Source organism: Helicobacter pylori HUP-B14, assembly GCF_000259235.1.
GTDB classification, from domain to species: Bacteria; Campylobacterota; Campylobacteria; order Campylobacterales; family Helicobacteraceae; genus Helicobacter; species Helicobacter pylori_CU.
On the sequence record NC_017733.1, the window covers coordinates 1,483,852 to 1,499,864 of the forward strand.

Annotated in this window: 13 protein-coding genes and 1 pseudogene; 9 read left to right on the forward strand and 5 right to left on the reverse strand. The window is 40.2% G+C overall.

Annotation, left to right across the window (positions count from 1 at the left end; translation table 11 throughout):
- Positions 1–124: 124 nt before the first annotated feature.
- Positions 125–562, forward strand: coding sequence for a CopD family copper resistance protein (locus HPB14_RS07180; protein ID WP_000338859.1), 438 nt, complete (start codon positions 125–127; stop codon positions 560–562).
- Here the strand turns inward: HPB14_RS07180 and HPB14_RS07185 are convergent.
- From HPB14_RS07185 to gltS, 4 genes are read right to left on the reverse strand one after another with little or no spacing between them, the layout of a single operon-like run.
- Entirely contained in the window at positions 559–2,925 is a 2,367-nt protein-coding gene (locus HPB14_RS07185; RefSeq protein WP_000650184.1) for a heavy metal translocating P-type ATPase, read from the reverse strand. The two genes, HPB14_RS07180 and HPB14_RS07185, sit on opposite strands and share 4 nt — an antisense overlap.
- Positions 2,926–2,950: 25 nt before the next feature.
- Entirely contained in the window at positions 2,951–3,667 is a 717-nt protein-coding gene (locus tag HPB14_RS07190; protein WP_000375321.1) for a tRNA1(Val) (adenine(37)-N6)-methyltransferase, read from the reverse strand.
- A complete protein-coding gene (locus tag HPB14_RS07195; RefSeq protein ID WP_000780710.1) occupies positions 3,649–4,683 on the reverse strand; it encodes a dihydrofolate reductase family protein in 1,035 nt (344 codons plus the stop codon). The genes HPB14_RS07190 and HPB14_RS07195 overlap by 19 nt, the downstream gene beginning before the upstream one ends.
- 3 nt (positions 4,684–4,686) lie before the next feature.
- Positions 4,687–5,913 (reverse strand): sodium/glutamate symporter, encoded by a 1,227-nt coding sequence (gene gltS, locus HPB14_RS07200; RefSeq protein WP_001156057.1) that lies wholly within the window; start codon positions 5,911–5,913, stop codon positions 4,687–4,689.
- A gap of 85 nt (positions 5,914–5,998) precedes the next feature.
- On the opposite strand from gltS, the gene HPB14_RS07205 reads away from it, so the two are divergent.
- Positions 5,999–7,198, forward strand: a complete 1,200-nt coding sequence (locus HPB14_RS07205; RefSeq protein ID WP_000557653.1) for a saccharopine dehydrogenase family protein — start codon at positions 5,999–6,001, stop codon at positions 7,196–7,198.
- A 9-nt stretch (positions 7,199–7,207) separates the two neighbouring features.
- On the opposite strand, the gene ccoG is transcribed toward HPB14_RS07205, so the two are convergent.
- Entirely contained in the window at positions 7,208–8,584 is a 1,377-nt protein-coding gene (gene ccoG, locus HPB14_RS07210; protein ID WP_000894875.1) for a cytochrome c oxidase accessory protein CcoG, read from the reverse strand.
- 105 nt (positions 8,585–8,689) lie between these two features.
- On the opposite strand from ccoG, the gene plsY reads away from it, so the two are divergent.
- The 7 genes and pseudogenes from plsY to HPB14_RS07245 form a co-directional block, all read left to right on the forward strand.
- Complete coding sequence (gene plsY / locus HPB14_RS07215) at positions 8,690–9,352, forward strand: glycerol-3-phosphate 1-O-acyltransferase PlsY (RefSeq protein WP_001874782.1); 663 nt, start codon at positions 8,690–8,692, stop codon at positions 9,350–9,352.
- Positions 9,349–9,702, forward strand: coding sequence for a dihydroneopterin aldolase (locus tag HPB14_RS07220; protein ID WP_000850872.1), 354 nt, complete (start codon positions 9,349–9,351; stop codon positions 9,700–9,702). The genes plsY and HPB14_RS07220 overlap by 4 nt, the downstream gene beginning before the upstream one ends.
- A complete protein-coding gene (locus tag HPB14_RS07225; RefSeq protein WP_000848479.1) occupies positions 9,686–10,012 on the forward strand; it encodes a Plug domain-containing protein in 327 nt (108 codons plus the stop codon). Before HPB14_RS07220 ends, HPB14_RS07225 begins: the two co-directional genes overlap by 17 nt.
- Before the next feature lie 167 nt (positions 10,013–10,179).
- The gene (locus tag HPB14_RS07230) at positions 10,180–12,819 is read left to right on the forward strand and encodes a TonB-dependent receptor (RefSeq protein ID WP_000945792.1); all 2,640 of its coding nucleotides are present in this window, start codon (positions 10,180–10,182) and stop codon (positions 12,817–12,819) included.
- A gap of 226 nt (positions 12,820–13,045) precedes the next feature.
- A complete protein-coding gene (locus HPB14_RS07235; RefSeq protein ID WP_001284233.1) occupies positions 13,046–14,218 on the forward strand; it encodes an aminotransferase class V-fold PLP-dependent enzyme in 1,173 nt (390 codons plus the stop codon).
- Between the two features lie 96 nt (positions 14,219–14,314).
- A complete protein-coding gene (gene nusA / locus HPB14_RS07240) occupies positions 14,315–15,502 on the forward strand; it encodes a transcription termination factor NusA (protein WP_000411603.1) in 1,188 nt (395 codons plus the stop codon).
- Between the two features lie 4 nt (positions 15,503–15,506).
- Positions 15,507–15,974 (forward strand): annotated as a pseudogene (locus HPB14_RS07245) (CAAX protease); the annotation flags it as partial.
- Positions 15,975–16,013: the final 39 nt, after the last annotated feature.

Consider the following 16,013-nt stretch of genomic DNA (forward strand, 5'->3'; position numbering starts at 1 on the left):
TGCAATCTTAAAAGTCAAACAAAAACCACCCCTAAAATTCCCATAATAGTGGGATACTTGACAATAAAACCCTTTTATAGTAGATTAAAAACTCTTTAATTTTCCCATGAATAAAGGATTTTAAATGGATGCGATTTATCCTTATGTGTTGGTTGTTCATTTATTGTGCGCCATTATTTTTATTGGCTACTTGTTTTTTGATGGGGTAATTTTCCCTAATGTGAAGAAAATGTTTGGCGAAGAGTTTGCCAATAAGGCAAATGCAGGAATCGCTCAAAGAGCGATCAAAATCATGCCCTTATGCGTTTTAGGGCTTGTTTTAACAGGGGGCATGATGCTTAGCCAATACATGGGGGGCGATAAAGGCTGGTGTGAAACTCCTTTTCAAAAGATACTCATGCTTAAAGTGATTTTAGCGTTAAGCATTTTTCTTTTGGTGCTTTTTTCTTTATCGTGTAAGTTTTTGGGCAAGAAAAACCCTATTGGTAAATATATCCACCCTATCGCTCTAACTTTTGGTTTTTTAATCGCCATTTTAGCCAAAACGATGTGGTTTGTTTAAGAGCGTTTCAACCTCAAAGAATTTAAGACCACTAAGAGCGAGCTAGCGCTCATGCTCAAACTCGCTATTAAAGGGTTAATGTATCCTAGCATAGCGACCGGGATTAAAATAGCGTTATAAATCAAGCTTAAAACAATGTTTTGCAACACCACTTGATAGACTTTTTGAGCGTTATGAAACGCTTTTTCTAGCAAACTCAAATCCTCTTCTAAAAGCAAAATATCGCATGCGCTTTTACTCAAAGCGCTTTTTTCAAACCCCAAAGAAACGCTCGCTTGTTTTAAGGCTAGCGCGTCATTATTGCCATCGCCTATCATCGCGCACACGCCCTGATAAGAACTGATGGTTTGAGCCTTATCTTCAGGGGTCAGATTGGCATGATATTTAGAAATCCCTAATTTTTTCGCGCACTCCTTAACCGAGCTTTCATTATCCCCGCTTAAAATTTCTAATTCTAAGCCTTGATTTTGTAAAGCCTGAACGACTTCTTTAGCGTTATTTTTCAAACGCTCTTCTAAAATGAATAACGCGCATAAAGTCTTATTTTTCGCAAAGCCTACCATGATATTAGCGCTCTCTTTAGCCTTTATATTAACCCCCATAGCGTTTAAAAATTTCAAGCTCCCCACTAGCAGGGTTTCATTTTGATAATTCGCTTTTAAGCCATGAGCGAAAAACTCTATCTTTTCTAAATTAACCTCATCGCCATCTAATGATTTAAGAATCGCGCTATGGGCTAAATGCTCCCTGGTTTTTAAAAGGCTCTTCAAAAGCCTTCCATCAAATCCTTCATAAATGATTTTTTCTTTTAAAAGGACTTCTTTTTGCGTGAGGGTGCCGGTTTTGTCTATAAAGATTTTTTTCACTTTAGCCAGAGTTTCTAAAAACAACGCTTCTTTAAACACGATCAAAGGGTTTTTAAACACCCCTATCACTAACGCAATGGGCGTAGCCAAGGCGAACGCGCAAGGGCAACTGATGACTAACACGCTAATACACACCATTAAGGCTTTTTCAAAATCACCCCCCAAACCAAATTGCCATAATAAAAAGCTTACAAAGGCTAAAAACAACACCGCTTTAGAAAAAATATCCGCAATTTTATTCGCGCTGCTCTCAATTAAGGGCTTTTCTAAAAAACTCTTTTTTAAAGTTTCTAACAAACCAGAAAGGCGTGAGTTTTGAAAAGTCGCGCTCACTTGATAGCTAAAAGGCACGCCCACATTCACATAACCCCCTAAAATTGGATCATTAACCCCCAATTCCAAAGGCTTAAACTCCCCACTGATCAAAGATGCATCCACGCTCGCATTACTTAAAAGCACGCCATCTAGTGCGATTTTAGCCCCGCTTGGCACCCAAACAACAGAGCCTATCGCCACATCTTTAGGGTGTTTTTCTATCTGCTTGTCCTTTTCTACAACGATCACGCTATGGATTTCATGCGATTCTAGGGCCAAACATTTTTCATTCGCAAACAGCCTGGCTTTTAATTCCAAAAACTTAGAGCCAAAAACAAGCGTTAAAATCGTGCTGCTCGCTTCAAAATAAGTCTCTTGAGACACCAACATCGCATAAATGGAATAAACAAACGCCGATAACGCCCCAAAAGACACGCTCAAATCCATGCCCAAAACGCCATTTTTTAGCCCATAAAACGCCCCCTTAATGAAAAAACGCCCCACCACCACTAACACCAACAAGCTTAAAAAGAGCGATACGAGATCCAAATTCCTTTGCATAAGCTTATCCATGCCAGTGCCATAACTCGCGCCACCATAACTCGCGCTACCATAACTTGCATACTTGGCAATTGCAATAAACATCAAATTCATGGTGGCAAAAAACCCCACGCTTAAAGTGAGCAAATAGGAGCGCTGCTCTTTTTGGGCTTTTAGAGCGTAATTTTTTGCGTTATAAATTTTAGCCCCATAGCCCAAACTCTCAATCTTTTGAATAATCTCTTTAGGGTTTAAAGACTTCTCAAACACGATTTGCAAGTGGTGGGTGGTGAAATTCACGCTCACTTTTTTAACCCCCTTTAAGCGCTCTAAAACCTTTTGATTGAGCCACAAGCAAGCGTTGCAATGCGTTTTTTCTAGCAAAAGATTAAGGATAAAATCGCTTTTATTGTTTTCTTCAAGGGCTTGTTCTAATTCCAAAGCGCTCATTGAATCTTGGGGCGTTACGGGGGCTAAAGTGGAATCGTTTAATTTGTCATAAAAGCTCTCTAAATTCAAATCCAACAATAACGCATACACCCTAGCACACCCCGTGCAGCAAAAATACAATTCCTTGTGATTAATGGTCTCTTTAAAAAGCTCACTTTCTTTAAACTCCAACTGGCAATGCGAACATTTCATTTTTTTAATCCTTAATTTAAGGGCGCTAGTTTAGAAGCGCTTTGATAGAATAAGTGTTACAAATTTGATAGATGCTTAAAACTTCTTTGGTGTTGTCGCTTTGGTTTTTGGAATGGTGCGTGATTAAAGGGGGCAAAACTTTTAGAACGCTTTTGGAATTATTCCTAGCCGCTCCAAGCATCAAATGGGCGTTTTTGTCTTTAAAACTTTGGACAAACCTTAAAGCCTCTAGCGTGAGCTTAGTGCTTTTTAAACCCTCTACCACCAAGCAAAGCGACAAGGCTTCATAGCAAAAAATAAAATACCCTTTAGGTTTCAGGCATTTTTTCACTTTAGCCACTAAAGAAGCGAAGTCTAATTCGCTCTGGTGCCTCGCATGCCCTTTAATTTGAGATTTGATAGAGCCTAAGGCATAAAAAGGAGGGTTGCACACAATCGCATCATACAAAATCGGGGGGTTGAAATCTAAAAAATCGCCCTCAAACACTTGAGCGTTAGGGAATTTAAGGGCGTTTTTTTGGGAGCAAAACGCCATTTTGCTATCCTTTTCCACTAAATGAACGCTCGCTAGCGGGTTGTCTCTAGCGCAGAGCAAGCCTAGAACCCCACACCCTGAGCCTATGTCTAAAATCGCACCACTATTTTTGATAAAAGGGCGTGAAAAATCGTATAAAAAAAGCGAATCGCTATTGTAAGAATAAGCGTTTAAGGGCTGGTATAATCTTAAGAGTTTTCTATCCATAAAAGGGCTTCATTTTCTAAGATTTGCACATGCAACAACCGCCCCTTAAAAGGGGTTTTTAAAGCGAGCGTATTAAACGCTTCGCTAATCATAGACGCATGCGAATGCAAAAGCAATACATCAATTTTATCCCTCAAATTTTCAAACAATCCCCACCCCCCTTCAATGAAATTAAACCCTTTATTTAGGGGTAAATCTTTAGGGTCATGGAAAGTATTAACCAAACGATTGGGTGCAAAAAAGACTTTTGAATTGGGATCAATTGAACGCTTGGATAAAATAGCGATATTGGGGTTTTTACCTTGATAAAAATTATCGCAAAAGCGGGTGTCTAATAAGGGGTTATCCGTTCTTATGGTTTTCCCAGAAATGATGAGAGTGTCGCATACCGCTCGCTGGTTGTGCGTGAAAATAACGCTTTTTGGCCCAGTGATCTTGCCATGATGATAATCCCCATTCATCCTTAAAGCGAGTTTGAACAAATTAAAACGCCCCTTTTGTTCCATTATCCTAAAAGGCAAGAGCAAATCCTTAGCCTTGTTTTCTAAATTGCGGCAAATCATTGTTTCAATGTGAGCCTTTTGCAACCTTGCTAAACCCCCTTTTTTAGCTTCGTTTTCTTCTGCGGCAATGACCACTTTTTTAGGCTTTAAAATTTCTAATAATCCGCTGCACGCTGGGGTTTTATTGTAAGAATTGCATGGCTCTAGGGTGATTAAAAAAACGCAGTCTTTAAAGGCGTTATCGTGGCGCGTTTTTAAAAAATCGCTTAAAATTTTAGGGTCTTCTAATTTTTCTAAATCGTTTTTTAAATGGGGGCGTAAAATCTTTAACGCTGATTTGGCGGCTAAGACTTCTGCATGCGGGGTTTTGGCTTTTTTGTGGGTTTCTAAACTCAAGATCTCATGGTTTTTATCTAACACCATGCAAGCCACGCTCGGATTTTCTAAGGCTAGGGTTTGATACTCCCATGCCTTATTCAAGCAAGTTTCTAATAAACTCTCATAAAGTTTCATGGTTTAACTAGGGAAAAAAGGCAAAAGCAAAAAGCCTTTAATCGCTAAAGCGTTAATAATATCAACAAAAAACGCTCCCACTAAAGGCACGACGATAAACGCTACATGCGATGGCCCATAGTGGTTGGTGATGGTTTGCATATTCACCATAGCCGTTGGGGTCGCTCCAAGCCCAAAACCGCAATGCCCCGCGCACAACACCGCCGCATCATAATCCTTCCCGCATACCCTAAAGGTTACAAGCACCACGTAAAGGATCATAACCGCCACTTGAACGCTCAAAATAACCGCTAACGGCACAGCGAGTTTTAACAATTCCAATAAATTCACGCTCATTAAAGCGTAGGCTAAAAACAGGCTCAAGCTCACGTTCCCTATAACTGAAACCTCTCTGTCAAACACGCTATGGATTTTAAAAAACGACAAAGCGTTCCTTAAGATAACCCCCACAAACAAACACCACACGAAAGTCGGCAAAGTGAAACTTTTAGGCATCAGATGCGATAAAAAAGTCCCCACTAATAAAGCTATTGCAATGAGAGCTAAGGTTTCTACAAAACTGGATGCGGTGATTAGGCGCTGCTCTTTAGGGGTTTCAAAACCTTTAGACACCACGCCCTCTAAAGCGTCTTTTTCTTTAGTGTCTTTAGGTTCTAATTTGTATTTTGAGATCAAATATTTAGCGACAGGCCCCCCAATAATCCCCCCGCTCACCAAGCCAAAAGTCGCACACACCATACCCACTTCTAGGCTAGAATTAAAATCATAAGGCGCTTGGGTGAAAAAATTAGCCCATGCCGCGCTAGTGCCATGCCCACCCACTAAAGCGATCGATCCCCCTAAAAGCCCCATTAAAGGATTGACCCCTAAAAGGCTAGCGATAGAAATCCCCACTGCATTTTGGCACACCACAAACCCCGCCACAGCCAGCAAAAAAACTGCAAGCATTTTCCCGCCTTTTTGTAAAGATTTGAAATCCGCGCTCAAACCAATGGTGATAAAAAAAGTCAGCATTAAAGGATCTTTTAGGGAAGAGTCAAAACGCAAATCAAAATTATAAAAATGGTGGGTCAGCATGATAAAAAAAGCGACTAAAACCCCACCCACAACAGGCTCTGGAATATCATAATCTCTTAAAAACTTGACTTTAGAAATCACATAACGCCCCAAAAGTAACACCAAAACCATGCACACTAAAGTGGCATAAATGTCTAATTTAATTTCTTGCAAGCTTGCATCCTTATTAATCAAATTTATCTTATTATAATATAATACCCCCCTAAAAGAACGAGATCAGTTAGAAAGTAGGTGTTCCTTGCATACAGTATTACAAATTGGAGCTGGTGGCGTAGGCAGTGTGGTAGCGCACAAAATGGGCATGAACAGAGATGTGTTTAAAAATATCATTTTGGCGAGCAGGAGTTTAGACAAATGCCATGCGATTAAAGAAAGCATGCTCAAAAAGGGTTTGGGGGAAATTGGCGTTGAGCAAGTGGATGCCGATGATACGCAAGCCTTAGTCGCTTTAATCCAAAAACACAAGCCTAAAGTCGTTGTTAATGTGGCTTTACCCTATCAAGATTTAACGATCATGCAAGCATGTTTAGAGACTAAAACGCATTACATTGATACCGCCAATTACGAGCATCCGGATTTAGCGAAGTTTGAATACAAAGAGCAATGGGCGTTTGATAAGGCCTATAAAGAAGTGGGGATTTTAGGGATTTTAGGGGCTGGGTTTGATCCGGGCGTGACTAACGCTTATGTCGCTCACGCTCAAAAACACCATTTTGACACTATCCACACTTTAGATATTTTAGATTGCAACGCTGGGGATCACAAACGCCCTTTTGCCACGAATTTTAACCCTGAAATCAATTTGAGAGAAGTCAGCTCTAAAGGGCGTTATTATGAAAATGGCAAATGGATTGAAACCAAGCCTTTAGAAATCAAGCAGGTGTGGGCTTATCCGCAGATTGGCGAAATGGATTCGTATCTTTTATACCATGAAGAATTGGAATCGTTAGTCAAAAACATTAAGGGCTTAAGGAGGGCGAGGTTTTTTATGACTTTCTCTCAAAATTATTTAACCCACATGAAATGCTTGGAAAATGTCGGCATGCTAGGCATTAAAGAAATAGAACATCAAGGCGTAAAAATCGTGCCGATACAATTTTTAAAAACCTTGCTTCCTGATCCGGCCACTCTGGCTAAAGACACCACCGGTAAAACCAACATCGGGTGCTATATGACCGGCATTAAAAACAACCAAGACAAAACGCTCTACATTTACAACGTGTGCGATCACAAAAAATGCTATGAAGAAGTGGGTTCGCAAGCCATAAGCTACACCACCGGCGTGCCAGCGATGTGCGCGGCTAAAATGATTTGTAATGACACTTGGAGCGCGGATCATTTTAGGGCCGGGGTGTTTAACATAGAAGAATTAAACACCGATCCTTTCATGGAAGAATTGATCAAACAAGGCTTGCCTTATGAAGTGATTGAACGCTAGTTTTAGGCTTCAATCTTCACTGGGTGCAATAAACACCGATTCCCTTTCTATCGTAATATTCTTATCGTCTGTGCTATAAGCTTGTATTGTGATAGGGATTAAAGCATCTTTAGCGTTCTTGTATTCTGTGGCGTTACCCTTTAGGGGTTTTCGTAAAATCACCACCGCTTTGATCTTTTGCCCGGCTTTAATGGCGATAGGGTTTAAAGGCTTTTTGATTTGAATGTCTTTTTGCCCTAAAATTTTGAAATAAAACTCATGGTCTTTATTGTCCGTGTTATGGAATAAAAACACGTAATCGTTATCCACATACCCACTAGAGCGTATTTCATACAGATCGCTGTTGCGGTTAATGTCTAAGAGCATGCGTTCTTTTTTAAACGAAGTGATGGCTAAAAGAGCTATCACAATAGCGATAACCCCCATGTAAGCGATCGTTTTTAAACGCACTAGGCGCACTTTTTGGCGCGTGTTAATGGCGTTGGTTGAAGACCATTGGATGAGTGAAGGGCGCTTGAACTTAGCCATAGTAATCGTGCATGCATCCACGCATTCTAAGCAATTGATGCATTCTAATTGCAAGCCCTTTCTAATGTCAATATGCGTGGGACAAACCTGCACGCAATGCAAGCAATTCACGCATTCGTTTTCTGCACTGCGTTTTTTGGGGGGTAAGGGAAAAAGGCGGCCCTGATTGTCATAAAGCGCTCCGCCGCGCTTTTCATCATAAATGGGGTTTAAGGTGTCATTGTCATACAACACCGATTGCACCCTAGCGTAAGGGCATAAATAAATGCAAAAACGCTCCGCAACCACCACTATATCAAACAGCACCACAGCCGTGCTAAAAAGCCAAAAACCCATAGCAACAGGGTGATCGCTAGGGTTTTTAAGATACATAAAAAAGTCTTCAGGGGCGATGAAATAAAAGAAAAACAACATCATTAGCCCCGCCACAACAGGAACGAACAATAAAACGCTTAATGCTTTACGGATCTTATAGCTTGGGGTGTTTTTAGGGCTTTCTTGCTTGTTGCTGATCTTTTTATGGAGTTTGAAAATCTTGGTTTCAATCACATCTCTATAAAGCACCCTTAAAAAGGTTTGCGGGCAAGCCCACCCGCACCACACACGCCCAAGGCTAGTGGTGATGAAAAAAATCCCTATAAAAAGCAAAATAACCATAAAAGGCATGACTTGCAATTCTTCAGCGCTAAAGATCTTGCCTAAAAAATGCAATTGCTTATGCTCAAAAGAGATCAAAAACAAATGCGCCCCATCAATGCGAACAAAGGGCGTGATTAATAGCGCTAAAGAAATCAATAAAAACCCTATATAACGCTTCAAACGAAACGATTTTAAAAAATGGCTAGAAGTTTCAAGCATTCTCAATATCCTAAAATTTTTAAGCCACTATACCCTAACAACTTAACGCTTTCACTTAAAAAGCAACATGTTATAATGATCGCTATTTTATTTGAAGGGGTATTTATGGAAAGCGTTTTAAATTTCCTAACCAATATCAATGTGATTTTCACCCTTTTGGGCTATTTGATTGGGGGGATTCCTTTTGGCTATGCGTTAATGAAAATCTTTTACGGCATGGATATTACTAAAATCGGATCGGGCGGTATTGGCGCGACAAATGTCTTACGCGCTTTACAAAGTAAGGGCGTGAGCAACGCCAAACAAATGGCCTTATTAGTCTTAATCTTGGATCTATTCAAAGGCATGTTTGCGGTGTTTTTAAGCAAATTGTTTGGGTTGGATTATAGTTTGCAATGGATGGTCGCTATTGCGAGCATTTTAGGGCATTGTTATTCGCCTTTTTTGAATTTCAATGGAGGCAAGGGCGTTTCTACGATCATGGGCTCTGTGGTGTTGCTCATCCCTATTGAAAGCCTGATCGGCTTAACGGTGTGGTTTTTTGTGGGTAAGGTGCTTAAAATCTCTTCACTCGCTAGCATTCTAGGGGTAGGCACAGCGACTGTTCTTATCTTTTTTGTGCCTTATATGCATATCCCAGATAGCGTCAATATCCTTAAAGAAGTCGGCACGCAAACGCCAATGGTGCTTATTTTTATTTTTACCCTTATCAAGCATGCGGGCAATATTTTTAATTTATTGACCGGCAAAGAAAAGAAAGTCTTATGAAAACTAAACAAGGCGTCCATATCCATAACTTCGTGTTTGAAACGATTTTGGGGATTTTAGAGTTTGAACGCTTAAAACCCCAAAAAATAAGCGTGGATTTGGATCTTTTCTACACGGAATTACCCAATAAGGCTTATTTAGACTACATGGAAATCCAAGAGCTTATTCAAAAGATGATGCAAGAAAAACAATATCTTCTCATTGAAGACGCCCTAAAAGATTTAAGCCATGTTTTAAAAACGCGCTACGAGGAGATCTCTGAGCTTTATTTGAAAATCAGCAAGTTAGAAATTTCTCCCAATTCTCAAGTGGGGGCGAGCGTGAAAATTTACTATGAAAACGATCTTTAGCCTCTTTTTCCTCCTTATTACTTTAAAAGCGCACCCCATAAACCCTTTATTAGAGCCGTTATTTTTCCCCAGTTACACGCAATTTTTAGATTTAGAACCTCATTTTGTCATTAAAAAAAAGCACGCTTATAGACCTTTTCAATGGGGGAATACCATTATCATCAAACGCCGTGATTTAGAAGAGCGCCAGAGCAACCAGCCAAGCGATATTTTCCGCCAAAACGCTGAAATCAATGTGTCTTCTCAAACTTTTTTAAGAGGGATCAGCAGCGCTTCTTCACGCATAGTGATCGATTCGGCCGCTCAGTAATCAACCACTCAATAAAATGCTAAAACTTTTTTAATCACATTTTTCTTCATATTTTCTTAATCCTAAAACAAATTTAAGGTATTATTAAATAGAATAATGTAATAATAACCTTAGGTTCAAAACTTGACTAAATTTTTAGAAAAAAGTAAATAAAAAGGCTAAAAGAAATGCTTAGAAATCAATTTCGTATCGTGTTTGTCTCTTGTATTGTCGCTAGCAGTTTGCAAGCTCAAGAAAATACCCACACTTTAGGTAAGGTAACCACTAAGGGTGAAAGGACCTTTGAATACAACAATAAAATGTATATTGACAGGAAAGAACTCCAACAGCGCCAAAGCAACCAAATCCGTGATATTTTTAGGACTAGGGCGGATGTGAATGTGGCCAGTGGAGGCTTGATGGCGCAAAAGATCTATGTTAGGGGGATTGAGAGCCGTCTCTTAAGGGTAACGATAGATGGCGTCGCTCAAAATGGTAACATTTTCCACCATGACGCTAACACCGTGATCGATCCTAACATGATTAAAGAAGTGGAAGTGATTAAGGGGGCAGCAAACGCTTCAGCAGGTCCAGGCGCGGTTGCGGGTAAATTGTCTTTCACCACGATTGACGCTAACGACTTTTTAAGAAAGAACCAAACTTATGGCGCTAAAGCGGAAGCGGGCTTTTACACCAACTTTGGATACCGCATGAACGCCACTGCAGCCTATCGCGGTAAAAATTGGGATATACTCGCTTATTACAACCATCAAAATATTTTTTATTACAGAGACGGGAACAACGCCTTTAGGAATCTCTTCCACCCTACTTTTGACTTGCAAGATCCGAGCAATAGCGACATTGGCATAGGGACTCCAAGCGAAGTTAATAGCGTTTTAGCTAAAATTAATGGCTATATCAACGAAACCGATAGCATTAGCGTGAGCTACAACCTCACACGAGACAATTCTACAAGGCTTTTACGCCCTAACACCACTTCAGCTCTCTCCAAAGCCAATGACCCAGGAAGCCAGCCAGCTCCCTTTGTGATTGACTTTGGGAAAGAATTAGCCCATACGATCAACTTCAACCACAATTTGAGCTTGAAATACAAGCATGAAGGCGGTCCTAATTTTAACCAACCGCGCGTTGAATCCACCGCCTTTTTAGGGGTAAGGGGGGGCAATTATAACCCTGTGGTGAATCCTTTCGCTTACAATTCTAACGAGCCGGCTAACCCGGATTATATCCCTGAAGTGAGAGAGTGGTGTAATAACCCAGATAATATCAGCCAATGCACACAAGGGGCTATCAGGCCTTATAATGGAGGGTATCAAATAGGCTATGGCGCGCCTAATTCTATCAACTGGCAAGGGGCTAGCGATTCTAGTGGAGGGGCGCAAGCAGGCTATGGGCAGCTTAACGCTACCATGCTTTCTACAAGCGCGAATGTTTATCATGGGCTTGTCCCTAAAAATCCTGATTATGACATGACCCCCCCTAACGCTCAAAACCCTAGCGCAAACGATTGGACTTTAGGGAATGCGGACGCTGAAGGGACTTTAGCCAGAAGGATTTTTTTAATCAACTCAGGCGTTAATGTTAAAGTAACCCACCCCATTAGTGAAGATTACGGGAATGTGTTTGAATACGGCATGATTTATCAAAACCTGAGCGTTTTCTCTGGATTGGATAAAGGCAAAAACGGCTATTATAAAAACAACATTGATCCTAACGACCCTAACGGGCCGGGCTTGCCTTACCGCCATTACTACACCGATCAAAGCTCTCAATACCCTCAAAATCTCAACACGCCTAACCCGCTCTATCGTAACATGCCTCAAAATTCGCATGCGATTGGGAATATCATCGGAGGGTTTATGCAAGCGAACTACAACATTTTAAGCAATGTGATCGTGGGTGCGGGAACTCGTTATGATATTTACACCTTGCTAGACAAAAACGGCCGCACGCATGTAACTTCTGGTTTCTCGCCTTCTGCAACCGTGCTTTATAACCCCATTGAAAGCATTGGCTTGAAAGTGAGTTATGCGTATGTGACTAAGGGGGCTTTGCCTGGCGATGGCGTTTTGATGCGCGATCCTACGGTGATTTATCAAAGGAATTTGCGCCCTGCGATCGGTCAAAATGTGGAATTCAATGTGGATTACAACAGCAAGTATTTCAATGTGCGCGGGGCAGCGTTCTATCAAGTCATCAATAACTTCATCAACAGCTACGGGCAAGACACTTCTAAAAATGGAGGAGGTAATGCGACCGCAAAAAACATGTCAGGGAATTTGCCCGAAACCATTAATATCTATGGTTATGAAGTTTCAGGGAATGTGAGGTATAAGAATTTCTTAGGGACTTTCTCAGTGGCTCGCTCTTGGCCAACGGCTAGGGGGCATTTATTAGCGGACACTTACGCTCTAGCTGCCACAACCGGGAATGTGTTTATCCTAAAAGCCGATTATGATGTTCGCAGATGGGGGCTTACTTTAACTTGGCTCTCGCGCTTTGTAACTAACATGTATTATGAGGGCTATTCTATCTATTACCCGCAATACGGCTTGATCAAAATCCATAAACCCGGGTATGGCGTGCATAATATCTTTATCAATTGGACTCCGCCTTCTAAAAAATGGCAGGGTTTAAGGATTTCAGCCGTGTTTAATAATATTTTAAACAAGCAATATGTGGATCAAACTTCTGTGTTTCAAGCGAGTGCGGACGCTCCAGCGAGCGATATGATCCCTAAAGGTAAGCGCATGGCGCTCCCGGCTCCTGGATTTAACGCGCGTTTTGAGGTATCCTATCAGTTCTAAAATGAAAGGAATCTTAGGATTTCTTTTTGAATTTTAAACATGGAAACAAGCATGAAAAGGCCTTATAGAAACCGCCAAACTCTATGGAAAAAGTTCCGCTCGCTCAATAAGCTCATTAAGATGCTCTTAAGGATTTTAAAAAAGTAGTTTTATCAAAAATTTAGCGGGTTTAGTTTAAAATAACGCTTATTTTAGACTCTCAAAAAAGGAATCAAACGCTTTCATCATGGCTAACATCACGACTAAAGAAACGCCCGAAATAACCCCGGATCTTTTGAAAAGCCCTTATCAAAAAATCATCAATGCGAGCGCGAGCGTTTTTGATGAAAATCATGGGCGATCGTTTTTTAGCCCGCAATTTTATGAAAAGATTGAACCTTATTTAAAAGAAGTTTTAACCCATCCCATTGATTTAGAATGCGATCTCAACACCGCTAAAAAAAAGAACCGCTTAACCCCTTTAAAACAACTCTTTAAGGCGTGTTTTAACGCTGAAGAAATTTTGATTGTGAATAACAACACCAGCGCAATATTCCTCATCGCTAACGCTTTAGTGCAAGAAAAAGAAATCATTGTTTCTTATGGCGAATTAGTGGGGGGGGATTTTAACCTTAAAAATATTTTATTGAGTAGTGGGGCTAGGCTGCATTTAGTGGGGAATACCAGTCGCGCTTATTTAAGGGATTACCGCTTAGCCTTGAATGAAAACAGCAAAATGCTCTTTAAAACCCACAACCCCCATTTTAAAAAAGACACGCCCTTTAAAGATTTGCAAGCCCTAGCTAAAGAGCATGATTTGATTGATTATTACAATTTAGGGGATGTGGATTTGTTAAACAGAACGGCTTTAGAAGAGGTTTTAGCCCTAAAACCATCGCTTTTAAGCTTTAGCGCGGATAAATGCTTTAACAGCGTTCAAGCCGGTATTATTATGGGGCAAAAAGAACGGGTTGAAACCTTAAAAAACCACCCCCTTTATAGAGTTTTAAGGGTGGATAAAATCACGCTCACCTTGCTTTTTTGCAGCCTAAAAGCATGGGTCAATCATCAAGAAGAAATTGCAATCCATGCGTTATTGAACCAAACTAAAGACGCGTTATTGCAAAAAGCCCTCAAACTCTACGCTCTTTTAAAGCCTTTAGAATTGAACGTGAGCATAGCCTCTAGCTTTTCTAAAATAAGGAATTTGCCCGATAGAGAATTAGAATCCTTTTGCGTGAAAATCCAGCCCAAAAACACCCGCGCTTTAAATAGTGAGAAACTTTATTTAAAGCTTTTTCAAAAAGGCGTTATTACAAGGATTTCATGCACATTTGTGTGTTTTGAAGTCTTTAGCTTGAATGGAGAAGATTTGGAAAAAATCGCTCTGGTTTTAGAAGAAATTCTTAACAAGGCTTAAAAATTCGCTATAATAAAATTTCTTTTAAACGCGCCGCTCCCCCCACAATAGAGAATGACAGAAAACGACAGAACATCAATTTAAAGGAACTTAAGAATGGAAAAAATCAGCGATCTTATAGAATGCATTGCGTATGAAAAAAATTTGCCTAAAGAGATGATTTCAAAAGTGATTCAAGGCTGTTTGTTAAAAATGGCACAAAATGAGTTAGACCCCCTAGCACGCTACTTGGTAATTGAAGAAAACAAACAGCTCCAGCTTATCCAGTTGGTGGAAGTTTTAGAAGACGATGATGAAAGGTTGGTTAACGATCCTTCTAAATACATCAGCCTGTCTAAAGCCAAAGAAATGGATCCAAGCGTTAAGATTAAAGACGAATTGTCCTATAGTTTGAGTTTGGAGAGCATGAAGCAAGGAGCGATCAACCGCCTTTTTAAAGATTTGCAATACCAACTAGAAAAAGCGTTAGAAGACAGCCACTTTGAAGCGTTTCAAAAGCGTCTTAACAGCGTTTTAACGGGGCAAGTGATTTTAGTGGATCACAACCAAAACACTTTTATTGAGATTGAGCAGCAATTTCAGGGCGTTCTTTCCATGCGCCATCGCATCAAGGGCGAGAGTTTTAAAGTAGGCGATAGCATCAAGGCGGTTTTAACGCAAGTCAAACGCACGAAAAAGGGCTTATTATTAGAGCTGAGCCGCACCACTCCTAAAATGCTTGAAGCTTTGTTGGAATTAGAAGTCCCTGAGATTAAAGATAAAGAGATTGAAATCATTCATTGCGCGCGAATCCCAGGCAACAGGGCGAAAGTGAGCTTTTTTTCCCATAACGCTAGGATTGATCCCATAGGCGCGGCCGTGGGGGTTAAGGGCGTGCGCATCAATGCGATCAGTAACGAATTGAATAAAGAAAACATTGATTGCATAGAGTATTCTAATGTGCCTGAAATTTATATCACTCTCGCGCTCGCTCCAGCCAAAATTTTAAGCGTTGAAATCAAAAAAATCCCTATAGAAGAATTGAGTGCCGAAGAAAAAGAATCCATTCAAGAGCGTTTTATTGTCAATAACCATTTGCAAAAGGCTAAAGTGCGTTTGTTAGACATTGAAAAATCTAAGGCTATCGGTAAAGGCGGGGTGAATGTGTGTTTAGCGTCCATGCTTACAGGCTATCACATAGAGTTTGAAACCATTCCTAGCGTCAAAGAAAACGCAGAAAATGAAAACGAAAAAGAAACGCCAAAAGTAGGGGTAGAAGCTTTAGAGTCTTTGTTTAAGAATTAAAATAATTTCTGTCTTGATCGAAGAGCTAAAAGAAAAGAAAAAAGAAATCACGCATTCTTTGATTTTATCTAAAATGTCTTTAGGGGCAGTGGTTAGGCTTATTTTTTGTTATACATTAGAGGGGATAGTATTAGATTTGAGAGCGTATCGTTTTAGAGCTTATTATCACGAAAATAAAGATACCTTGCTTATTAAAGGCAAAAAACGCCTTCTTTACAATTATATTAAAGTCCATATAGCGTTGAACTTGCTATGGACGATTAGAAATCGCGCGTATCATTGGGAAAACTTACTCAAAATCCAACCGAACAACCGCCCACGAATAACTACACCATTCAATGGAAAAACAGAAAACATTCCAATGGACAGAATTTTAGTGATTGGTATTGAACCTAACAAAATCACTCTATTTTTAGATGATTTGATTAAAAGCATTGAGAATAAAGATTTTGAAGACTTAAGTAGTTTGTAAAAAGTGGGCTACTGAAGCCCTTATAATGTAGAAGCATTA